This is a genomic window from Luteibacter sp. CQ10, from assembly GCF_040900725.1.
Classification (GTDB): Bacteria; Pseudomonadota; Gammaproteobacteria; order Xanthomonadales; family Rhodanobacteraceae; genus Luteibacter.
The window spans coordinates 93,014-116,117 of sequence record NZ_JAEUYM010000003.1 but is presented as its reverse complement, the minus strand read 5'-3'; the positions used below and the strand labels follow the sequence as shown (position 1 = coordinate 116,117).

The window sequence follows — 23,104 nt, the reverse complement described above, 5'->3', positions numbered from 1 at the left end:
GCTCATTCCTCCATCTCGTCGAGCCGTACCACCACGGCCGACACGTTGTCCCGGCCCGCGCGTGACAGCGCGCCGCCGACCAGCCCCTGCAACAGCGCCTGCGGCGCGGCGTCCCGCCGGCAACAGGCTTCGATCTCGGCATCGCTCAATTCCTTGTTGATGCCGTCGGAACACAGCACGAAGCACATGCCCGGCCGGCGCGGGCTCACCACCCAGTCGACGTACAGCCGTCCTTCGGCGCCCACCGCGCGGGTCAACACCCCGGGCGCGACCGCCGGTGCGGCCTGCCCGGCGAAACGTGTCACGTCGGTACGGTCACCGTGCACGTGGTCGCGCGTGAGCAATCGCAGGCGTCCGTCTTCGAAGCAGTAGGCGCGGCTGTCGCCGACCCAGCCGCACGCCACCATGTCGCGCGAATGCACCAGCACCACCACCGTGGAGGCGATCGCGTCCACGCGGCGTTCGCGCGCGGCCTGGCGCAACAGGCGATTGATATCCAGCAACTCGTCCTCGATCGCCTCGATCAGGTCGCTGAGATCGGCGCGCGCGGACAGCGCGCCGAGCCGTTGCGCGATCAGGCCGCTCGCGTAGTCGCCGGCGGCGTGGCCGCCGAGCCCGTCGGCCACCATCCACAGGCCGATCCGGTCGGCGACGAGGATCGCGTCCTCGTTGTGCCGGCGTACGTGGCCGGTGTCGGTACGACCGGCGGAAACATAAGGGAAGCTCATGCGATGTCCTCGGAGCGGCACAGGTGGCGAAGACCCTCCGGCACGTCCGCCACCGCCAGGCCTCGGGAAGGGTCGGCGTCGCGCCAGAACACCGCGCTCGTGCCATCGCCCGACGCCGTGCGCAACGAAGGCGCGTCGGCCACGCGTGGCACGGGCAGCGATGCCACGGCGTCGTCCACGTCGTGCACGCTCGCACCCGCGCCCGCCAGATGCAGCGCCACCTCGGCCGCGGCGAACCATGCCGCTTCGGCGACGCCGTGGGACAGCGGCGCGGCGACGGTCAACGGAAACACCCGCCCGACACGATCGTGCGACGGCCCCACCACGCCGACCCACGATGCGTCGCCGCACAGGCCCGCGGCGATCGCGAAACGCCACGGCCGCGTGGCGAGAAAGGCCTCGGGCCACGCGTCGCCGAGTCGCGACGCGTTCGCGATCAGCGATGCGCGGCAGGCCGCGTCCCAGGGTTCGACGAACGCGGCGGGCAAGCGCCGCTGCACGAAGTCGCCCGCGGCGGGCAACTTGCCATACCAGCCCGCGACGAGCGTCCTCATGCGGGGCACCGGAAGCGACGCACGCTGGTATCGCCGAATGGATTGCGCAGGCTCGCCGCCTCGATGTCGATCGCGGCGCGCACGGTACCGAAGTCGAATCCCGCGCCGAAGCGCGTTTCCGTACGACGTTGCAGCGAGGCGGCGTCCAGTGCGTGGAACAGGCCCCACTCCCCCGGATACTCGAGTACCGGCAACGCCTTGCCATCGGTATCCCATGCGCTGATCCGGGTCAGGCCCGGTTTCGGACCCGGCCAGTGCATCGGCATGGGCGCGGAGGCGTCGCCCGCTTTGTACTCGAACGACTGGCCGTCGACTTCCACGGTCAGCCGGCCGATGCCGGACGGTGGCGCGCCGATCGACAGCGTGAACGCCACGTCCGGCTGCGGTCCGTCGCGAAACCACACCTGCCGGATCGTGTCGGCCAGTTGCGCCTGCGCCAGCAACGTGGCGCTTCCATGGGCGCCGTCGCGGAAGGTCCAGTTCGCACCGCCGGTGTCCACGGACTTCGCGAGCGTCTGCCGGAAGAACGCGTCGAAGCGGCCGCCAGGGCCGAACAGACGGCTGAAATCCTGCAAGGGCACGTCGTTGCGGCTTCCCGCCGTGAAGGGATAGCGCCCCTGCACGACCATCGCGCAATCGTTGCCCGCCGCCTGACGGAAACCGTCGTTCAGGGCACCGCTGGCGTCCTTGTCCACCAGCGACTGACTGCTGCCGACCAGGCCACCGAGCCACTCCGAGAAGGGCGCCGGCAGTTGCGCGGCTTCCTGCCGGGCCGACATGAGCGACGGGTCGCCCTGCCCGGGCCCGTCGGTGCCCGGTCGCTGGGCGAGCAGCGCCTTGCTGACCTGGTCCAGCGACGCCAGCACGCGATCCAGCGGCGTGGCACCGGCCGTGCCGTCGGTGAGCTGGTTGATCGGCGCGAAGTGCTCGACGATCGGCGCATCCGGTCGATCGGTCGATGGGCGTTTCGCCGTCGGCCCCGCGGCCTCGGCGGCGATGCGCGCGACTTCGCTGCGCCGCTTCACGTCGTCGACGGCGCGTTTTTCCGCGTTCGCCGCCACGCGATCGCCCACGTCGGTCGCGTTCTGGCGCAGCAGGTCGGTCGTGTTGTCGCGGATGAGCATCAGCAACGCCTTCAGCGGCGAGCCGGGCCCGGACAGGCGTGACGCCATGCCACTGGCCTGCTGCACGTTGGCCACGGGCTGCAAGGCCAGGTCGCCGATGAGGTCGTCCCACGCGCGGATGTAATCGGCCACGTAAAGCGTGCGCACCTGTGCCGCCAGCGAGGCGCGGCGCAACGGGTCGTCCGCTTTCGCGCCGAATACCCAGTCGTCCTTGACGAAGCGCGACACGGCCGCGGCGATCCCGCCGCCGTGACCGATGCCCGACACCGGCGCATCGCTGACCATCTCGGCGAATACCGGACGCGTGTAAAGGGCCGGCAAGGGACGCGACAGCGGCGCGCCGCTGCGACGGCGAAACACGTCGCCGAGCAGGCCCAGCGTGCGATCCAGGCGCACGGGTGCGTCCTGCCGGGTTTCCGCGGTGAGCTTCAACCCGCCGTAGATCAACGTGGCCAGGTCCGCCGCGCGCAACGAGGCGCGGGCGGCGTCCACCAGCGACGCGTCCATCGGCAACGCGCGCAAGTGGTCGCCACCGTCGAACAGCATGCGGACGTGGCCCTGCAATGCATCGACCAGCGCGTCTTCGTGGGGAAACACCTCGCGCCAGCGCTCGGCGGCCAGCAGCACGAGCTCGTCCACGTCGCGATGTTCCGGCTCGCCGAGCATCAGGTAACCCTTGAGCACGTCGTAGAGGCGCTGCGGTGCGTCGGCCGACGCACGCAGGCCGTCGCGGAACTGCATGGACAGGCCCGGTATCACGCTCGCGTTGATCTCGCGTTCGTAGGCGCCGCGCACCTGCGCTTCCACGGCGTCGCCCTGGAACAGGCCGAAGCGCATCGACAGCGGCCGTTCGTCGCGTACGCCGGCCGCCGCCAGGTCCGCGCGCGCCAGCACGTCCAGGCGCTGCAAGGCCTGGGCGTAATACGGACGCAACGCCGCGGGTTGGCCCGGCTCGCCGGGGAAATCGCGCAGCACCTGGTCGACGCGGGCGACGAAGTCCGCGTTGCGCCCGTAGCTGGTCGCCATGCCCACGAGCAACGCGGCCGTCAGCGTACCGACGCCGGCGATGGCCGCCGCCTCCAGTATCCGGCGACGACGAAGGGCGCCCGGATCGGCACCGACGAACCCGGCTTCGGGCAGGATCGTTTCGCGGAACAGGCGCTCCACGAAATACGTGCGACGCGGCGTGCGCTCGATGGTCGAGGCACCGGGCCGCACGCCGAAGGCTTGGCCCACCACCGACAGCACGCGGTCGATGGGCGTGCCCTCCTGCGTGCCCGAGGTGAGGTACACACCGCGCAGCACCGGCGAACGGCCATAGGCATGGCGGGCGAACACTCCGCCGACGAGGGGCCGCGTCGCATCGCGCAAGGCACGCAACTGCTGCGGGAACGAAAGGATGCGTGTGCGCCGGCGCACGTCGCGCTCGGCGTGCATGCGTTCGATGAGCCGCGCGTCGACGCGCTCCAGCAATGCGTCGAACTCGTCGCCGAACCGCGACGGCGCGCTGCCGTCGACGCTCTGCGAGGCGTCGAAGGTCATGCCCCACACCTGCGAGCGCGACGAGGGGTCCAACGCGTCGAAGAACTCGCCGAACCCCGAGGCGAGGTCGACCTTGGTCAGCACGAGGTAGACCGGCACCGCGATGCCCAGCCGGGTGCCGATCTCGTCGAGGCGCTCGCGTAGCGTGCGGGCATGCCGGTCCCGTTCGCGGTCATCCATCGCCAACAGTTCGGCCACGCTCATCGTCAGCAACACGCCGTTGACCGGCCGACGGCGGCGATGGCGGCGCAGCAGGTCGAGAAAGGCGTCCCAGGCCTTCGCGTCGGCCAACGGATCGGAATCCTGCGTCGCGTAGCGCCCCGCGGTGTCGAGGAAGACGGCCTGGTCGGTAAACCACCAGTCGCAGTGGCGCGTACCACCGATACCGCCCACCGAGCGTTTGCCGGTGCCCTGCATCAATGGAAAGTCGAAGCCGGAATGTTCCAGCAGCGTGCTCTTGCCCGAACCCGGCGCACCGATCACGAGATACCACGGCAGGTCTTCGAGGGTGCCCCCGCCGTCGCGCCGCTTGCGCAGCAAGGCAAGCGCCTCGGCGAAGCGCTTACGCAACGCCTCGCGCTCGGCGTGGGCCCGCGCGTCCGCATCGGCGCGCACCGGATCGGCCTGCGAAGCCAGTTCGTCTTCCATGCGACGCGCGCGGCGGCGGGCCAGCGCATGGCGCAAGGCCAGCACGCCCAGCCAGACGGCGGCGATGAACACGATCGCGGCGATGCGCGCGCCGACGCCCGCCAGCGGCTGGCTGTCGCCGAGGCCGAGCCAGGGGCCGCCGAACCAGACGATCAGGCCGCAGAGCACGATGCCCAGCGCCGCATGGAACCAGGGATTGCGAAACACGCTCTTCATCCCGCCTCCGGAACGAACAGGATGTCCACGCGACGGTTGCGCGCGCGGTTCGCGGGAAGTCCAGGGGGCGTCGCCACCGGTTGTGAATCGCCCGCGCCGCTGGTCTCGACGCGTCGCGGATCGTCGAGCTGCTTCACCAGGATCGCGCCGACGTTGCGCGCACGCGCCGTGGACAGCTCGAAATTGTCCTTGAAGCGCAGCGAACGGATCGGCTGGTCGTCGGTATGCCCCACCACCACGATGCGGCCGCGCACCCGGTTCAACGCCTTGCCCACGCGCTCGATCAACGCCGCCTGCACGGGCGCCACGTCGGCACCGCCGGAGGGGAACATCTCGGTGGCCGCCAGCCGCAGCACCGTCTGGCCATCGGGCCGCTCGTCGATCGCCAACGCGCCGTTGCGCGCGTCGTCGCCGAGCAGGTCGCGCAGGCTCACTGGGGCCGGCTTCGCCACGACCGCCGCCGCGGGCAGCGGCACGCCACGCAAGCCGATGGCGGCAAGACGCGCATTCACCGGCTCGCCGATGCCGTTGAGCCTTTCGTGCAGGTAGATCCAGGTCCCGAGCAGGATCATCGCGGCGGCGAGTCCCGCGATCCATACCGGCAAGCCACGGCGCGGCCGCAGCGGCCGGTCGAGTCCGCGCCAGCGGAGCGACAACTCCGCCGGTGCGGCCGAGCGATACGCGGCGATGCGGCGGTAAAGGTCTTCGCGACGGTCGGCCAGCCTGGCCAACCCACCCGACTCCACGAGGTAGCGGCCGCCGAAACCCAGCGCGAGGCACAGGTACATCATCTCGACCAGGTCGATGTGCCGGACCATGTCCTGGCACAGGCGATCGAGGATCACGAAGAATTTTTCGCCGCCGTAGGTCTCGTCGTGGAACGTCACCAGAAGCGTCTGCCGTTGCCAGCCGGTGTGTTCGCCCCACGGCGAATCGAGCACCGCCTCGTCGAGCATGGTGCACAGCACGTAGCGCGCGGCGACGCCGGTCTGCGCATCGACGCCGGCCTGCGAGGCCATGGCGTCGAAACGCCGGATGCCGGCGACGGCACGCTCGCGCAGCAACGCCATGTCCGGCATCTCCGCGCTGGTGCGCAACTGCGCGGCCAGCAGGAGCAACGGATTGGCGGCACGCACCAGCGGATTGCCGCCGGCGGCCGGCAACTCGCGCGCGGGTTCGGGGATCGACGGCGCGGTTTCCCGCGTCGCGCGCGGCATGCTCTCGCCGGGCGTCGGCGCGGCCGCGCGCACTACCGTGGCGTCATCGTCGCGAGGGAGCCTGGGTTCGATGGACATCGTCAGTTCCTCACCGCCCACAGTTCCAGCGCCAGCCCGTCGAAGCCGTTGCCGAAGTGCAGGGCCACGCCGCCCGACGTGCGCAGCGTCTTCCACATGGGTGAGCGGGTATCGAGTTCGAAATACTGGTAACCGGACTGGTACGGAATCTGTCGCGGCGCCACGGGCAGCGAGGCCACGGCGATACCCGGCAGTTGCAAGTTGACCAGGTCGCGAATCTTCTCCACCGGTCCGATCTTCGACTGCGTCGGCAAGCGTCGGCGCATGTCCGCCGCCGGGATATCGGCCTTGGCCGCGAGTACGAACGACGCGCCATCGAGCAGGGTCGGATCGGGCACGGTACCGACCCACACGCCGAACTTGCGCTGCTGCAACGGCACGGAAATGGCCGTCTGTTCGAGCACCGCGCTGAGGCTCGCGCGCAGCGAGGCGAACACCGGCTCGAAGCTCTCGCGCAGGCGCTCGTGGCGGTACGGCGGAAAGCTCTCCGCGCGCTTGCCGGGCGCGGTGAACGTCGCCAGTTCGCCCGCCATGCCGAGCAACAGGCGATACAGCTCCTCCGGGTGCAGCAGGGGCGCTTCGGCCAGGTGCGCGAGTACGGGCTGATGACGGTTGATCAGTTGCAGCATCAGGAAATCGGCCAGCTCCGCCGTGCTCGTGCGATCGGTGCCGGCCACGCGCCCGGCGAGCGCTTCGCCACGCTGGTGCAGCAGGCCGAGCAGTTCGGTGAGGAACAGCGTGAGCCGCTGCGACGCCCGGCTCGACAGGGCGCTGGGCATGAAGCCTTCGTCGAGCACCACGCGCCGGTCGGCGCGGCATTCGACCAGATGGGCCAGCGGCAGTTCGACCAGGCCTTCGCGCGGCTGCGACGCCACGATCAGGCGCGCCGCCAGCCCGCCCACTTCGAGTACGACCGTGCCGCTCGTGCTGCCGGAGGCATCGTTGACTTCGGCTTCGCGCACGGCGAAACGCGAGAGCTGGCCCGGGGTCGCCTGTTCCGGCCAGAGGCTTTCGGCCTGCGTCGGCGAGCGCAACGGCAGGGTGAGGTAGACGACCTGGTCGCGCCAGTTGCCGTCGATGTCCAGCGGCGGCGGCAATGGATCGCGATCGGGCATCGAGAACGGGGTGCCGTCGGGAAAGACGCCACGCGCGCTGCGGATACCGAGCTTGCCGATCGCCAGCAGGTCGCGTTCCAGCTCCAGCTCGTCGAAACCCCAGGGATGGGCGCGCAGCGTCGCCGCGCGCAACTCCACGTAGCGTTCGACATAGCGATCCTGCTGCTGCATGTGCTGGGGACGCAGGAACAGGCCTTCGCTCCACACCACCTTGTTGAATGCACTCATCGTCCGTCGTCCATCGGCTTGCCGCCGCGCTTGTGGCTGGCGAGCTGGTCTTCATAGGCCCGTGCGAATTCGTCGCCGAACAGGCGGCGGAAGCGTTCGTCGGGATCACCGGCAAGGCCGTCGAAGTGCGCCCGGTAGCGCTCCCACGCGCCCTTCCCCGTGCCGAAACCGAAGCGCGATCGCTTCGCGCCGTCCTCGAAGCGGTCCGGGTCGAACTGCGCCACGAGGTCGTCGAATGCCGCGCGCACCCCGGCCAGCAAGGCCACCTGGTGCAGGCGGATGTCGTCCATCGCATCGACGATGGCGGCCTCGCCGGACAGGAAGGCATCGCCCGGCGGGGCAAGCAGGCGGGACATCGCCTCCCGCGCGCTGGGCGCGAACTTCAGCGGATTGTTCTCGGTGCGGCGGATCAGCGTCGCGGGCATGCGGAAGCCGTTCTTCAGTTCCGCACGTGCGCGCAGCACGTCCATCACGCCGTCGAGCATGCGCAGGAAAAGGGGCTCCAAAGCATGGGCCTCCGTCGTCGGCCGAACCGGTTCGGCCACCGGCGCGGGTGCGGCCACGGGTGCCGCCACGGGTGCCGCCACGGGCGGTTCCATGACGGGAAGCGGCTCGGGGGCCGACGGCTCGACCGTCTCTTGCGCGGCAGGCATGGCGAAGAGGCTGCGCGTGCGATCCCAGTTTTCCGGCAACACCGCCGCCACGGGCCTGGCGCGCGCGTCCACGGCGGGCGGCTCGAAGTGCTCCGCCATCGGCGAGGCATGGTTCCAGCCCGGCGAAGGCTCCTCCCCTCCCGACGATTCATTGGACAGGAGGGGCGTCGAGGCGGACAGCCAGGCCAGCGGATCGAGCGACCGCGCGTCGCCCGCGGCGACGGGCATCGACGCCGGGCCGACCGGTTCGGACGCGCGCGCGGCCTCGAAGGCGACGGGTGCGATGGTATTCGCCGTGACGTCGTCCGCGGCGCGTGCGCGCGGCGCGGTCGCCGGTGCCGTCCGGTCGGCGGGGACCTGGATCGCGACCTCGATGTCGAAGGTGTCGATGCGCAGGCGATCGCCATGGCGCAACATGGCGGGCTCGCCGTTGCGCATGGGCGCGCCGTTGAAAAGCATGCCGTTGGTGCTGCGGTCCTCCACGAAATACATGCCGTTGAGGTAGCGCACCTGGGCGTGCAGGCGCGAGACGCCGCGTGCCTGCAACACCCAGTCGCACTGCTCGGCGCGGCCGATCGACAGATCGCGTCCCTCCACGCGCATGCTGGCGTCGGCACCGGGTACACCCGCCGCGTCGGCGGGCACGGTCAGGACCAGGATCGGTCCGGCATCACGATTCATGCGGTTTCCTCCAGGGGAAGCAGGTCGAGCGCGGCGGAGGCATAGGCCCGGCAGCGTGCGTCGAAGTCGTCGGCCATGGCAGCGATAAGCAGCAGCGCGGCCGCGGCGGTGCGTGCCATGAGCGCGACGGGCACGGGACCGATGGGCTGGCCTTCGCCGTCGAGCATCCGGCCCTCGGCCCACGCGGCGCTGGCCGCGACGAGGGCCCCCACGCCGTTGAAGTCGCGCGCCATGGCGTGCGCGAGCGCGTCGCGGCGCCGCGGTTCGTCGCGTTCGCGCATCCAGGCTTCGGCCACGGCGATGCCGGCGAGTTCGCGCTCGTCGTCCACCGTCGAGCGAACGCACTGGCAGAGCCACGGCACCACGTAGCCGCGTGGCATCAACCGCACCGCCAGGCGAAGGGCCGCCGCGGCCAGGTCCGCGTCGAGCAGCGCATGCACCGCCCGGCGCGGCGACATGCCGTCGCGGAGCACGGCCTGTTCGGCATCCGCCAGGGCCATGTCGCGCGCGGCCAGCACGGGAGCGATCGGCGTATTCACAGGAGCAGCGGCGGCGTGCCCTTCAGCACGGCCGGCCCCAGGGTGGATTGCAACATCAGCGCCGCGCCCGCCGTCACCGTCACGGCGGCGGTGGCCGTCATCGTGACGGCCGCGCCGGAGGTCAGGGTGAGCGCCGCGCCGGACACCAGGTTGATGGTGGCGGCCGCGTTCACCCGCAGCATGCTGCCGGTGATCTGGATCTGCCCGTCGCGGCGCATGACGATGCGCGCCATGCCGGTCACCAGCTCGATTTCCTCGCCGGCTTCGATGCGCAGGCGGCGGCCGACGTGCAACGTGTCGTCACGGCCCACGTCATGCGTGCGGTCCCGCTTGACCTCTTCGGTCTCGTCGCGGTCGATGGTGCTGAAGTGGTCGTTTTCGGCCTCGTGGCGCAGGTCGCGTTGCGCGTGGAAGTACAGTTCTTCCGCGCCCTTGCGGTCTTCGAAGCGGATCTCGTTCGCCTCGCCGGGGCCGCCGAGCAGGCTGCGGCTGACCACGCCGCTGCGCGTGCGTTCGTCGGGCAACGGGTACGGCGGCATGTGTTCCTGGTTGTAGACGCTGCCGATGATGAGCGGCCGGTCGGGGTCGCCCTCGAGGAAGCTCACCACCACCTCCTGTCCCACGCGAGGGATCTGCACCGCGCCCCAGCGCTTGCCCGCCCAGTGCGAGGCCACGCGCACGGGGCACGACTGGTCGGCCTTCGGCTTGGACGGCGGATTCCAGAAGAACTGCACCTGCACGCGGCCGTACTTGTCCACGGCGATGTCCTCGTCGGTGGCGCCATGCACCACCGCGGTCTGCAGGCCGTGGATGCGCGGCCGGGGCGTAAGCTGTGCCGCACGGAAGGCCTGGCGACTGCGTATGGCCTCGAAGTCGCACGTGAACGGTTCTTCGCCCGCATCGGGCTCGATGCCACCGGCCTGGTAGTCCACCTCGACGAGACGGATGCGGCTGGCGATCACGAGGTATTCGTCGTTGGCCGCGCCCAGCGGAAAATCGGTGAGCCGGAACAGGTTGCCGGTGGCCATGCCTACCGCGTCGGTGACACCCGACGACGTGGCCTGCGCCACGTTGGCCGCTTCGATGCGCGTGCGCGCGAAACGCCTGCCGTCTTCCGTGCGTTGGGCGTGGTCGGGGCCGACGTAGGGGTAGTCGTAGATGTCGAGGTCGCCCGCGGCGGGCGCGGACGCGTCCGCCACGGGTTCATCGGCGAGCAGGGACGCGCGTGGCCGCAGGTAGTCGTAGTCGTCCAGGCGCACGCGGGTGGATTGCACCGAGCGCGCCACCGTCCATTCCGCCACCGAGGCCCGCATGCGGTTGCCACGCTCCGTGGGCGGCACATAAGGCACGGTCTCGAAACCCGGTTCGGCACGGTGCGCGCCCAGCGAATCGCACAGCACCATGGTGTGCACGCCGTCGGCATGGGTGAAGTAGTAGTAGATCCCCTCCTGTTCCATCAACCGGCTGATGAAGTCGAAGTGCGTCTCCCGGTACTGCACGCAGTACTCGCGCGGGGGATAGTTGCCCGTCAGGGCCAGCCGCACGTCGCCGTACCCCGCTTCGGAAAGCACCGTGCGGACGATGTCGGGAACGGAACGGTTCTTGTGGATGCGACAGTCCACCGTGCGACGCAGCAGCCACGGACGCGGTACCAGCTGGAACCGGTACACGGCGTAGCGCACGTTTTCGACCATGACGAAGCCGGCCTGCTCGGCCTCGGCGACGATGCCGTCGAAGTAGCGCACGTAGCCCTGTGGCGTGGTGACCTTCACCGTCATCCGCGTGGCCAGCACCGCACGCAGGTCGATCGAGACCTCCTTGCTGACCGCTTCCACGCGAAAGGAGAACAGGCGGCCCAGGGCTTCCTCGGCCGTCATGTTGGCGAAGCGGAGCGCATCGCCCCGCGTGCTGGTGAGCGTGATCGCGTGAGCCATCGCGCTATGCCCGGTCCGGCCCGCTGGCCCTGAACCGGTCCAGGACATGCACCGCCTCGTTCATGCCGAAGCGGAAGGGATCGCCGGGCAGGTCATCGAGAAGCCTCATGCGCCGATCTCCACCGCATCGTCGAACCGATAGACGAAGCCGGCGTCGGCCACGTCGACGTCCACGCGCTCCATCGAGGCACCCGTCATCGTGCGTGTGAGAAACGCGCGGCTCACGTCGGGCAGCATGGTGTTGGTGAGGATGGCGCCGATCATGCGACCGCCGGACTCGCTCTCCGTGCAACGGGACACGACGTGGTCCACCACCGCCTCGGTGTACGCGAAGGTCACGCCATAGCGGGACTCCACGCGCCGACGGATGCGCTCGAGCTGCAGCCGCACGATGCGGCCGAGCATCGGGCCGCTCAACGGGTAGTACGGCACGGTGACGAGGCGACCCAGCAAGGCCGGGGGAAAGACGTCGAGCAACGGCGCGCGCAGCGCGGCGGCCATGGTGTCCGGGTCGGGCTGGGTGGCGCTCCCCGCGCACAGGTGCGCGATCGCCTCCGTACCCGCATTGGTCGTAAGGATGATCAGCGTGTTGCGGAAGTCGATGGAACGACCTTCGCCGTCTTCCATCACGCCCTTGTCGAACACCTGGAAGAAGATCTCGTGGACATCGGGATGCGCCTTCTCCACTTCGTCGAGCAAGACCACCGAGTACGGCCGGCGGCGCACCGCCTCGGTCAGCACGCCGCCCTCGCCGTAGCCCACGTAGCCGGGAGGCGCGCCCTTGAGCGTGGAAACGGTATGCGCTTCCTGGAATTCGCTCATGTTGATGGTGATGAGGTTCTGCTCGCCGCCGTACAGCGCCTCGGCGAGCGCCAGCGCAGTCTCCGTCTTGCCCACGCCCGACGTGCCCGCGAGCAGGAACACGCCGACCGGTTTCGATGGGTCGTCCAGCCCCGCGCGCGAGGTCTGCACGCGGCGGGCGATGGCCTGCATCGCATGATCCTGTCCGATCACCCGCTTGCCGAGGGTATCGGCCAGGTGCAGCACGGCATCCACTTCGCTGTGCAACATGCGGCCCACCGGAATGCCGGTCCAGTCGGCGAGCACGGCCGCCACCGCCTGCGCGTCGACCCAGGGATGGATCAGCGGACGTTCGCCCTGCAGGTCGGCGAGGTTGGCCTGGAGCGTCCCCAGTTCGATGCGCACGGCATCGGCGTCGAAGGCGTCGCCTTCGTCGTCGCCGGCGGCGACCGTGGCGACGCTCGCCTCGCGCAGCTTGGCCCGCAGGCCGAGGATGGATTCGACCAGGCCCTTTTCGTCGTGCCAGGCCTGTTCCAGCTCCGCCAACGCCGCCACTTCGAGGGCCGTGGCGGACTCGACCGCGGCGGCGCGTGACGACGTATCCATGCCCACCGCCGATTCCCGGCGAATGATCGAGGCCTCCACTTCCAGCGCCTCGATGCGGCGGCGCGTATCGGCCACGGCGGCAGGCACCGCATGATGGCTTACCGCCACGCGCGCGCAGGCCGTGTCGAGCAGGCTCACCGCCTTGTCCGGCAACTGGCGCGCGGGAATGTAACGATGCGACAGCTTCACCGCCGCCTCGATCGCCTCGTCGAGCACCTGCACGCCGTGGTGCGATTCCATGACGCCCGCCACCGTGCGCAGCATCAGCACGCCACGGTCTTCGTCGGGCTCGCCGACCTGCACGGTCTGGAAGCGGCGGGTGAGCGCGGGGTCCTTCTCGATGTGCTTCTTGTATTCGGCCCAGGTGGTGGCGCCGATGGTGCGCAGCGTGCCCCGGGCGAGCGCGGGTTTGAGCAGGTTGGCCGCATCGCCGGTACCGGCCGCGCCACCGGCGCCGACCAGCGTATGCGCCTCGTCGATGAACAGGATCACCGGCTTGGGCGAGGCCTGCACTTCGTCGATCACCTGGCGCAGGCGGCTTTCGAATTCGCCCTTCATGCTCGCGCCCGCCTGCAACAGGCCCACGTCGAGCACGCGCAGTTCCACCTCGCGCAACGCGGGCGGTACGTCGCCGGCGACGATGCGACGCGCGAAACCTTCGACCACGGCGGTCTTGCCCACGCCGGCCTCGCCGACCAGCATCGGGTTGTTCTGGCGGCGGCGCATGAGGATGTCGACCACCTGGCGGATCTCGTCGTCGCGGCCGACCACCGGGTCGATGGCGCCGTCGCGAGCCTGCGCGGTGAGGTCCACGGTGAAGCGCTGCAAGGCCTCGCGCTTGCCGAGCGCGGCCGGTGCCGTATCGCCCGGCGTGCCTTCGCCCGCGCGGAAGCCGTCGCTCGCGGCGAGGCGATCTTCCGGCGAGCCCGCGACGATCCCCGGCAGTTCGTCGACGAGGCGCTCGGCCTGGAAGGTGCCGAACTCGGCGGAGATGTCGAGCAGCACGTGGCGCAGGCGCCGGGTGCGCAGCATGGCCACCAGGAGGTAACCCGTGCGCACCTGCGATTCGCCGAAGGTGAGCGTGGCATACACCCACGCGCGCTCCACCGCCTCTTCGATGTCGGCCGACAGATCGCTCACCGACGAGGCACCGCCCGGCAGCCGCTCGAGCGCGGCGGTGACGTCGCGTGCCAGTCGCGACGGGTCCAGTCCCGCGTGGCGAACGAGGCGATGCAGGTCGGAGTCGGCCAGTTCGAGGATCTGCTGCAGCCAGTGCGCGAGTTCCACCTCGCGATGACCGCGCAGGCGGCAGGACACGGTGGCTCCCTCGATGGCCTTGTAGGCCACGGCGTTGAGTTTTCCGAACAGGGCGGTACGGCGGATGTCGCTCACGATGGCGTCCTCGATCGATTCGGTGCGATGGCGGAAAAAGCGTTCAGGACCAGGTCCTCGGCGTCGCCGGGCCCGGGATAGCGCCCCATCCAGGTGGACAGCCCCATGCGCGCGCCGCGCCCGAGGTGCGCGGACGGCACCTCGTCGCGCAGCAGCACCACCTGGAGATCCCAGTCGATCTGGTCGGAGGCGTAGAAACGGACGATGGCGCCGAGTACGTCGAGCGCGTCACCGCCAGGCAGGAAGCGGCGATAGTCGGCGTACCCGACCGGACCGACGCGGATGCGGATGCGATGCTGCGCGTCGCGAACGGCCTCGCCCAGGACGGCGGTGGTGCCCAGCCCCGCCATGCCGCCACCCATGCGCAGGCGGCCTTCGTCGGGCAAGGGCAACCAGCCCGGCGAGAATTCGTCGAGCCGCACCGGCAGGCCGAAGTAGGCCGAGACCATGGCGCGCAAGCCCTCCGCGGGACGGGCCTGCGCGACGAGGCGCCCGGCCATGAAGCGGCGGAAATCGTCCGGCAGCGCATCGCGATCGCGCAGGGCCGCGGCGTGGATGCCGACGAAGGCGCCGAGGTATCCCTCAAAGGCATCGTCGTGCGGCCGGTCCATCTGCACCGTGGGCTGGGACTCGGCCCACGCGCGGTAGAACAACGCCAGCATGCGGTGGTGGAAGGTGTCGGCGAAGGCCGTGAAGGTGCGATCCTGCGCGCTGCGCTCGCGCTCGAGCGTGTATTCGGTCAGATGCAGCGGCAAGGCGCCATGAGGTCCCCACAGTCCCAGCATCAGGCTGTGCACACGTGGCGTGTCGCCGACGCGATCCACGCGGTCGATGGTGCGCGACGCGAAACCGAGCGAAGGCGTATGCGCCAGGCGCACGGCATCGTCGACAGGGCGCAGCGACCGGCCGATGCGCGGATGCCGCGGATACGCGCACTCCGCCCGGCGCAGCGCGTCGTACCAGTCGTACGCGCCCGGGTCGGCCTGCACCGCCTCGAACAGCGCTAGAGGATCGGGCGCGTGCCGGATCGTGCCGTCCACCGGGCCACCTCGTTGCGTTCAAGGGTATGCAACACCGTCTCGGCGAACGAATTCAGCGAGACGTAGCGTGCGAAGAAATGGCGCATCACCGCGCCGAACAGGTAGGCGCCGGTGCCTTCGAAGGCGCGGTCCTCGCAAGTCAGGGCGATCTCCAGCCCGCGTCCGTAGGTCACCGGTCCGCTCAAAGGCAGCCGTCGCACGATGGGCGTGGAGCGCACCTCGCGCACGCCTTCCACCAGGCGGCGTGCCGTCGCGTCGAATTCGTCGCTGTATAGCGACAGCATCTCGCGGATCGCCGCGGCGCCGTCGGCATGGTCGAGCAGCGACAGGTAATTCAGTTGGAGGTGGCTGATGAGCTTCCACGCGCCTTGCGTGTCGGCCATGGCGTCGCGCGGCCGCGTGGGGCCGGCCAGGCAGCGGATGGCGCGTACGGGCGCATCGGTATCCAGATGGAAATCGGTGGCGCCCTTGCCGACCGGCATGTGCAGCGGCAGGTCGCGGTTGCTGCAGGTGAGCTGCATCCCGAGCTGGCGGAGCTGGCTGGCATACGGCGCCTGCGCACCGTCGACCAGCGCGATGAACACCTCGCCACCCACGTAGCTCGAACGCGGGCCGTCGTCGCGCTGTCGCTGCGACAGCACGCGCGGCTCGCGCCGCACCGTGTAATAGGCCGAGGCTTTTCGGTGCCAGGTGCGTGCATCGCCGCCATAGAACGGGAAGAAGGCCTGCTCGGGTTCCTGCCGGTCACCGAAGCCCTGCACGTCGGCAACGTCGAAGACCTCGAAATCCATCGGACGCGTGCGGTCGGCCAGCACGTGGTAGTCGGCCAGGCCATCGCGCAGGTGGATGCGGTCGGAGCGGCGCGTGAACAGGTTGATCGCAGGCGTGCAATGCAGGCGGAAGTGGCTCGCGTCCACCGTATTCTCGAGCCGGGGCACGGCACGGTCGAGCCAGACCACCAGGTCGAATTCGCGACGCGGCGTGCGCGGCAACGCGCGGGCCAGGCCGGCGAACGTCACGAAGAGGAATCGTTGCGGACAGGCGAAGTATTCCTGCAACAGCCGGTAACCGCTGAACGTGCGATCGCTGACGGGCAGCAAGGCCTCGTCGTCACCGAAGCCGGCCTCGCGGATGGCCGAGCGATCCAGGTGCGCCACGTGCTCGCCCGCCAGCAACGACACGCCCAATCCGTTGCCCAGCACCTGTTCGTGCAACTGGCTCGGCAGGCCATCGGCGCCGCCGAAGAACACTTCGAGGGAATCGGTGGAGAACGCATCGAGCTGCGCGCCGCCGGTGAGCACGACGCGCAGGCGCAATGCGGCCCGGGGACGCGTATGGGCGGGCACCGGCAACGATGCCGCGGCGATGGCGGCGGGACTGGCGAAGTAGCGCGCCTCGCCGATCGCCAGTGGCCGCAACGTCACGTCGTGGGCGGTGCGGTATTCGCAGGCGGTGCGGTCGCCGAAGCCGATCTGCCCACGCAGGCTGCTGCCACGCGGCACGCGATGGCCTTCCACCGGAAGGCTTTCCGCATCGTCCACCGTCAGCTCCACCACCGCCATCGACGGCACGGGCTTGAGGAACGCGGGATACAGCATGTTCAACAGGTGCCCGGTGAACACCGGATGCTGCGCGTCGAGCTTCATCTGCACGCGTGCCGCCATGAAGGCGAACCCTTCGAGCAGCCGTTCCACGTAGGGGTCCGCGCACTCGATGCCCTCCATGCCCAGGCGGCCGGCGATCTTCGGATAGGCCGCGGCGAACTCCGCCCCCATCTCGCGGACGTGCTGGAGTTCCTGGCTGTAGTAGCGGAGAAGTCGGGGATCCATGGCGCTCAGCCGAGGCCCTCGAAGACGCTGAAGCGCGCCGTCTGCAGGTCGACCTCGGTTTTCAGGTAAAGGCCCAGCGGGAGCGGTTGCGCCCACAGGGTGGATTCGATGCGGAAGGACATCGTCAGGTGGTCCATGCGCGCGGCATCCACGTCGACGCTCACGCGTAACGAGTCCGGTTCGAGGCGCGGTTCGAAGCGGACGATCGCCGCGCGCAGGCCCTGGCGGAACGCCTCCATGTCCATACCAGCGACGATGCCGCCGGCCAGGTCGGGGATGCCGTAGCCCAGCGTGGAATCCTCGACGTACGGCAGCCCGGACGCCGCCGCATGCGGCGGCCGGGTGCAGTTGAACAGCCAGCCGAGGTCGCGTGCCACGTACTCGCGCAAGCGGGCCGACGTCATCACCCGTTGCTCCCTGCCCTCCTGCGCGACGTGCGGTTCGTCGTCGCGCAGGCGGTCGAGCAGCGAGGGTTGCAGTCGCTCCTGGGTGCTGAGGTCGGCCATGCGGAACTCAGGCCGTACCCTTGACTTCCTGCATGTTGAAGGTGAAGTCCTTCGTGCCGCCGGACTTCTTGCCTTCGTCGTCCTGCGGCTGGAACGAGTACTTGAACTTGCCGAAGTGCAGGGTGATGTTCTCGGTGAGGCGCTCGTCGCCGCCCGAACCGCCGGTGGACACCGAGGTGACCATCACGCCCTCGGAAAGCTCGATGGTGACGAAGTCGGTCTGCTCGCCCGTGGCGTTGGTGACGTACAGCGTGGCGGTGTCCACGCGGGCACCGGTGCAGCAGGCGTTGAGCAGCGCGTTGGAGCAGGAGTCGACGAACTTGGTGATGGTGATGTCCTGCACGTTGGCCTTGCCGCCCGAGGCGTAGCCCGCGCCGGTGTGCAGGTTGCCGGTGTTGCTGGCACCCCACGACCACGCGATGATCGGCACCTCGCCCTTGTGCTTGGAATGGTTCGAAGCGCCCTCGATCTTCACCTGACCGGGGCCGAACTTGATGTGCATGTCGAAAGCCATGGAGCTTTTTCCTTAACGTGTAGGGGGAAAGGGATCAGGCGGCCTTGCCGGACGGCAGGCGGGCGACCAGGCGCAGCGAGACCGTGAGGCCTTCGAGCTGGTAATGCGGCTTGAGGTAGAACTTGGAGGTGTAGTAGCCGGGATTGCCCTCCACCTCCTCCACCACCACCTGCGCGGCGGCGAGCGGCTTGCGCGCCTTGCTCTCTTCGCTGGAGTTCTGCGGATCGCCGTCGACGTAGTTGAGGATCCAGTTGCTGAGCCAGCTTTCCATCTGTTCGCGGGTGCTGAACGAGCCGATCTTGTCCCGCACGATGCACTTGAGGTAATGCGCGAAGCGCGAGCAGGCGAACATGTACGGCAGACGGGCGCTCAGCGCGGCGTTGGCCGTGGCGTCCGGATCGTCGTATTCCTCCGGCCGTGCCAGCGACTGGGCGCCGATGAAGGCGGCCACGTCGGAGTTCTTGCGATGCACCAGCGGCATCAGGCCCATCTTGTCGAGTTCGGCCGAGCGGCGGTCGGTAATGGCGATTTCCGTCGGGCACTTCATGTCCACGCCGCCGTCGTCGGTGGGGAACGTGTGCGCCGGCAGGTTTTCGACCGCGCCGCCAGACTCCACGCCACGGATGCGCGTGCACCAGCCGTACTGCTTGAACGAGCGGTTGATGTTCACGCCCAGCGCGTAGGCCGCGTTCTGCCAGGTGTACTTCGACGAATCCGCACCGGAGGTGTCTTCCTCGAAGTCGAACTCCTCCACCGGATCGGTCTTGGCACCGTACGGCAGGCGCGACAGCGTGCGCGGCATGGCGAGCGCGACGTACTTGGCGTCGTCGCTGTCCCTCAGGGATCGCCAGCCGGCGTAGTCGGGCGTGGTGTAGATCTTGGCGAGGTCGCGGGGGTTGGACAGCTCGTCCCAGTTGTCCATGCCCAGCAGGTGCGGTGCGGCGGCGGCGATGAACGGCGCGTGCGCGGCGGCGGCGATCTGCGACATGCCGCGCAGCAGTTCGACGTCCTGCGGACTGTGGTCGAAGTAATAGTCGCCCACCAGGCAACCGTAGGGTTCACCGCCGAGCTGGCCGTATTCCTCTTCGTAGATCTTCTTGAAGATGGGGCTCTGGTCCCACGCCGTGCCCTTGTAACGCTTGAGCGTACGGCCCAGCTCGTTCTTGGACAGGTTCATCACCCGGATCTTGAGCTGGTTGTCGGTTTCGGTATTCGTCACCAGGTGATGCAGGCCGCGCCACGCGCCTTCCAGTTGCTGGAACTGCGGGTGGTGCATGATGAGGTTGATCTGTTCGGACAGCTTGCGGTCGATCTCGGCGATATAGGCGTTGATCGTCTGCGTGACGTCGTCGGAGACGATGTCCGAACGGTCGAGCACCTGCTCGGCCAACGTGCGCACGGCCGATTCCACTTCCTCGCGGGCGCGCTCGCTCTTGGGACGGAACTCTTTCGAAAGCAGCGCGGCGAAGTCGTTGCCTTCGCCGAGCTCGACGGCCGCCTGGGCGGCCTGGGTCTGGGTCGTGGCCATCGATCAGCCCTCCTTGCCGTCGGTGGAGGGATGGCGCGCCGCCGTCAGGGAGGCCAGCAGCGCCGGGTCCTTGATGGCCTGGCCGATCAGCTTTTCCGCGCCGGCCTTGCCGTCGAGGTAGGTGCCGAGGTTGGCCAACTGCATGCGTGCCTCGAGCAGCTTGGCCAGCGGCTCGACGCTGCGCGCCACGGCGGCGGGCGAGAAATCGTCCATCTGCCGGAACGACATCTCGACCATCAGGTTGCCCTCGCCCGACAAAGTGTTGGGCACGTCGAAGGACACCGACGGGGCGATGGACGCCATGCGCGCGTCGAAGTTGTCCACGTCGAATTCCGTCGCCTTGCGCTCTTCCACCGAGGGCAGGTCGTCTTTGTTGGCGCCGGAAAGGTCGGCCATCACGCCCATGGTGAAGGGGATGCTGACCTTCTTCTGGGCGCCGTAGAGCTCGACGTCGTATTCGATCTGCACCCGAGGGGCGCGATTGCGCGCGATGAACTTCTGGCCGTTGCTGTTCGCCATCGTTTTTTCCTGAGGTTACGATAGATTCAGTAAATCGATGTGACAGCAATATTTCATGCCATCAATCGAGGCGACATTGTCGGCCAGCCCCAGAAACACCTGAAATCGTTGCTCGATATAGGAGGTATAACGACGCGTGATACCCGGAGGTGCAACTTTTGGCCGCGTCAGGACGACTTACGCGCGAGAGCCCGGCCCGGGAGCACAAGACCTTGCGAATCGCCCGGTGCGCATTGCCGCGTGATGGCGGCCCCGTCATGATTCGGCCCATGACTTCCCTGCCGCTTATCCCCGAGCCCACGCCCGCCCCGCCCGCGAACGGCATGATCGTCAACTGCGTGGCCTACCGCAGCAACGGCAAGCGCATCGGCGACATCACCCTCGACGCCATCAGCGACGTGTTGCAAGAGCCCGACACCTTCGTGTGGGTGGGCCTGCACGAGCCCGACGAGGCCCTGCTGCTCAAGCTCCAGGAAGAATTCGACCTCCACGACCTCGCCATCGAGGACGCGCAGCACGCGCACCAGCGCACCAAGATCGAAGCCTACGGCGACTCGCTGTTCATCGTGGCGCAGACCGCGCAACTGGTCGGCGGCAACATCGCCTTCGGCGAAACGCAGATCTTCGTCGGCCGCCGCTATTTCGTGACGGTGCGCCACGGTGCATCGCTCTCCTACGCCCCCGCCCGGCGCAGCTGCGAACTCACCCCCGAATTGCTCGCCATGGGGCCCAGCTACGCGCTCTACGCCGTGCTCGACTTCATCGTCGACAACTTCCTGCCGATCGTGCGCGATTTCAGGGAAGAACTGCACGAGCTGGAAAACGACATCTTCGCCGAGACGTATAACCGGCAGACCATCAAGCGGCTGTACGACATGCAGCGCGAGCTGATGACGCTGCGCCTGGCGGTGGCCCCGCTGCAGGACATCGTGGCGCAACTCACGCGACTGCATCCGCACCTGATCCACGACGAGCTTCGCGCGTATTTCCGCGACATCTACGACCACGTGTTCCGCGTGAACGAATCGACCTCGGCCATGCGCGAAATGCTCGGCGCGGCGATCAGCGTCAACCTGTCGCTGGTCACCTTCGGCCAGAACGAGGTGATGAAAAAACTCGCGGGCTGGGCGGCCATGCTCGCCGCGCCCACGCTCATCACCAGCTGGTACGGCATGAATTTCACCCACATGCCGGAACTGAACCAACCCTGGGCCTACCCCGCCATCACCTGCGTGGTGGCCTGTATCGTCGGCGGCATCTTCATCGCCCTGAAGAAGAACCGCTGGTTCTAACCCACTTTTAGAGACCGCCCCATGAAGAAGCTGATCAACGATCCCCGCCACGTGGTCCGCGAGATGCTCGAAGGGGCCGTCGCGCGCACGCCGGGACAGGTGCTGCTGTCCGACGAGAACGTGGTGGCGCAAAGGGATGCCGACGGTGCGCGGTTCGTCGCGCCGATCTCCGGCGGTGGCGCGGGGCACGAGCCCGCGCACGCGGGCTACGTGGGGGCCGGCATGCTCGCCGCCGCGGTGGCGGGCGACGTGTTCACCTCGCCCAGTGTCGATGCCGTGCTGGCCGCGCTGCGCGCCGTGGGCGGCGACGCGGGTGCCGTCCTCATCGTGAAGAACTACACGGGCGACCGGCTCAATTTCGGCCTCGCCGCCGAGATCGCCCGTGCCGAGGGCATTCCCGTGGAGATCGTCACCGTGGCCGACGATGTGGCCCTGCGCGATACGGTGCCGCGCGACCGGCGCCGCGGCATCGCGGGCACGGTGCTCGTGCACAAGGTAGCCGGTGCGGCGGCCGCCGCGGGCAAGCACGTGGCCGACGTGGCCGCTCTCGCCCGTCGCGCCGTGGAAGGGCTGGGCTCAATGGGCGTGGCGCTGGGCTCGTGCACCGTCCCCGCCGTGGGCCATCCCGGCTTCGAGCTCGGCCACGACGAGATCGAATACGGCCTGGGCATCCATGGCGAACCCGGCGTGCGGCGTGGGCGCATCGATACCTGCGACGTGCTGGTGGCAGGCATGCTCGAACCCATCGTCGCCGACCTCCACCTGGCGCGCGGCCAGCGCGTGGCCTTGCTGGTCAACGGCCTCGGCGCCACGCCGCCGATGGAACTGGACATCGTGCTGCGCTCGGCGCTCGGCTGGTTGCGCGAGCGGGGCATCGACGTGGTGCGCGCATGGAGCGGCTCGCAACTCACGGCGCTGGACATGCCCGGCTGTTCGCTGTCGGTGATGAAAGTGGACGACGAGCTGCTCGCACTGCTCGATGCCCCCACCGACGCGCCGTCGTGGCCACGCGGTGGCGCCGTCAATACGGACCCCATCCGTCACATGCCGCCTAAGGCCGTGACCGACGAGCCGGATGGCGTGCCCTCCCCCGTCGGCTTACGCATGCGCGATGCCGCCGCGGCCGCGGCGAACGCACTCGTCGCGGCCGAAGACGAACTCACCGAACTCGATGGCAAGGCCGGTGACGGCGACCTCGGCGCGAGCATGCGCCGCGGTTCGGAGGCCGTGCTCGCGCTGGGCGACGGGGCATGGCGTTCGCCGGAACATGCGCTGCGTGCGATGGCCGATGCGATGCGCCGGGCCATCGGCGGCAGCTCGGGACCGTTCTATGCGACGGCGTTGACGCGCGCCGCGCGTGAACTGGCGGGCAAGGACGAGCCCTCGGCACGCGACTGGCACACCGCCTTCGTCGCGGCGATCCAGGCCATCGGCGAACTCGGCGGGGCGAAGCCGGGGGATCGCACGATGCTCGACGCGTTGCATCCCGCGGCGCAGGCGCTGGGCCGTGAGCTGGAAGCCGGACGGCCGCTGTCCCTGATGCTCGCCGCCATGGTCGAGGCGGCGTCCGAGGGTGCCGAGGCGACGGCGGCCATGGAGGCCCGCGCCGGTCGGGCGAGTTATCTCGGGGAACGCGCGGCGGGGATTCCCGATGGGGGCGCGGTGGCGGTGACGGTGTGGCTGGGAGCGATCGCATCCAGCTTTTGAACAAACACCATCAAATCCCGATGTAACGCATCGCCCGCCTGAACGCCATGCGCTCGTCGTGCGGGCATCGTCCTCCACAAAAAAGGCGGCCTGGAGGCCGCCCTTCTTTGCAG

At 69.1% G+C, this 23,104-nt stretch carries 17 protein-coding genes; 2 read left to right on the top strand and 15 right to left on the bottom strand.

Features of this window, described 5'->3' with window-relative positions:
• Positions 1-2 precede the first annotated feature (2 nt).
• The 15 genes from JNG39_RS13455 to tssB form a co-directional block, all read right to left on the bottom strand.
• Entirely contained in the window at positions 3-728 is a 726-nt protein-coding gene (locus tag JNG39_RS13455; protein WP_368312101.1) for a PP2C family serine/threonine-protein phosphatase, read from the bottom strand.
• Entirely contained in the window at positions 725-1,282 is a 558-nt protein-coding gene (gene tagF / locus JNG39_RS13450) for a type VI secretion system-associated protein TagF (RefSeq protein WP_368312100.1), read from the bottom strand. Before tagF ends, JNG39_RS13455 begins: the two co-directional genes overlap by 4 nt.
• A complete protein-coding gene (gene tssM / locus JNG39_RS13445) occupies positions 1,279-4,812 on the bottom strand; it encodes a type VI secretion system membrane subunit TssM (protein ID WP_368312097.1) in 3,534 nt (1,177 codons plus the stop codon). Before tssM ends, tagF begins: the two co-directional genes overlap by 4 nt.
• Positions 4,809-6,107 carry a type IVB secretion system protein IcmH/DotU gene (gene icmH / locus JNG39_RS13440; RefSeq protein WP_368312095.1) on the bottom strand — a complete coding sequence of 433 codons (1,299 nt, stop codon included), beginning with the start codon at positions 6,105-6,107 and terminating at the stop codon, positions 4,809-4,811. Before icmH ends, tssM begins: the two co-directional genes overlap by 4 nt.
• Positions 6,108-6,109: 2 nt before the next feature.
• Positions 6,110-7,450, bottom strand: coding sequence for a type VI secretion system baseplate subunit TssK (gene tssK / locus JNG39_RS13435; protein WP_368312093.1), 1,341 nt, complete (start codon positions 7,448-7,450; stop codon positions 6,110-6,112).
• Positions 7,447-8,784, bottom strand: coding sequence for a type VI secretion system-associated FHA domain protein TagH (tagH, locus tag JNG39_RS13430; RefSeq protein WP_368312091.1), 1,338 nt, complete (start codon positions 8,782-8,784; stop codon positions 7,447-7,449). The genes tssK and tagH overlap by 4 nt, the downstream gene beginning before the upstream one ends.
• Positions 8,781-9,323, bottom strand: coding sequence for a hypothetical protein (locus JNG39_RS13425; RefSeq protein ID WP_368312089.1), 543 nt, complete (start codon positions 9,321-9,323; stop codon positions 8,781-8,783). Before JNG39_RS13425 ends, tagH begins: the two co-directional genes overlap by 4 nt.
• Positions 9,320-11,257, bottom strand: a complete 1,938-nt coding sequence (locus JNG39_RS13420; protein ID WP_368312087.1) for a type VI secretion system Vgr family protein — start codon at positions 11,255-11,257, stop codon at positions 9,320-9,322. Before JNG39_RS13420 ends, JNG39_RS13425 begins: the two co-directional genes overlap by 4 nt.
• A 105-nt stretch (positions 11,258-11,362) precedes the next feature.
• Positions 11,363-14,056 (bottom strand): type VI secretion system ATPase TssH, encoded by a 2,694-nt coding sequence (tssH, locus tag JNG39_RS13415; protein ID WP_368312085.1) that lies wholly within the window; start codon positions 14,054-14,056, stop codon positions 11,363-11,365.
• Positions 14,053-15,096, bottom strand: a complete 1,044-nt coding sequence (gene tssG, locus JNG39_RS13410) for a type VI secretion system baseplate subunit TssG (RefSeq protein ID WP_368312083.1) — start codon at positions 15,094-15,096, stop codon at positions 14,053-14,055. Before tssG ends, tssH begins: the two co-directional genes overlap by 4 nt.
• Positions 15,060-16,925, bottom strand: a complete 1,866-nt coding sequence (tssF, locus tag JNG39_RS13405) for a type VI secretion system baseplate subunit TssF (RefSeq protein ID WP_368312081.1) — start codon at positions 16,923-16,925, stop codon at positions 15,060-15,062. Before tssF ends, tssG begins: the two co-directional genes overlap by 37 nt.
• A gap of 5 nt (positions 16,926-16,930) precedes the next feature.
• Complete coding sequence (tssE, locus tag JNG39_RS13400) at positions 16,931-17,431, bottom strand: type VI secretion system baseplate subunit TssE (protein ID WP_368312080.1); 501 nt, start codon at positions 17,429-17,431, stop codon at positions 16,931-16,933.
• 7 nt (positions 17,432-17,438) lie between these two features.
• Positions 17,439-17,945 carry a type VI secretion system tube protein Hcp gene (locus JNG39_RS13395; RefSeq protein ID WP_144909673.1) on the bottom strand — a complete coding sequence of 169 codons (507 nt, stop codon included), beginning with the start codon at positions 17,943-17,945 and terminating at the stop codon, positions 17,439-17,441.
• 34 nt (positions 17,946-17,979) lie between these two features.
• Positions 17,980-19,473, bottom strand: a complete 1,494-nt coding sequence (tssC, locus tag JNG39_RS13390; protein WP_368312077.1) for a type VI secretion system contractile sheath large subunit — start codon at positions 19,471-19,473, stop codon at positions 17,980-17,982.
• 3 nt (positions 19,474-19,476) lie between these two features.
• Positions 19,477-19,992, bottom strand: a complete 516-nt coding sequence (tssB, locus tag JNG39_RS13385; protein ID WP_144909669.1) for a type VI secretion system contractile sheath small subunit — start codon at positions 19,990-19,992, stop codon at positions 19,477-19,479.
• A gap of 269 nt (positions 19,993-20,261) precedes the next feature.
• Here tssB and JNG39_RS13380 point away from each other — a divergent pair, with 269 nt between their 5' ends.
• Both JNG39_RS13380 and JNG39_RS13375 read left to right on the top strand, forming a co-directional pair.
• Positions 20,262-21,284, top strand: coding sequence for a magnesium and cobalt transport protein CorA (locus JNG39_RS13380; RefSeq protein WP_368312074.1), 1,023 nt, complete (start codon positions 20,262-20,264; stop codon positions 21,282-21,284).
• A gap of 21 nt (positions 21,285-21,305) precedes the next feature.
• The gene (locus JNG39_RS13375) at positions 21,306-22,991 is read left to right on the top strand and encodes a dihydroxyacetone kinase family protein (protein ID WP_368312072.1); all 1,686 of its coding nucleotides are present in this window, start codon (positions 21,306-21,308) and stop codon (positions 22,989-22,991) included.
• Positions 22,992-23,104 lie beyond the last annotated feature (113 nt).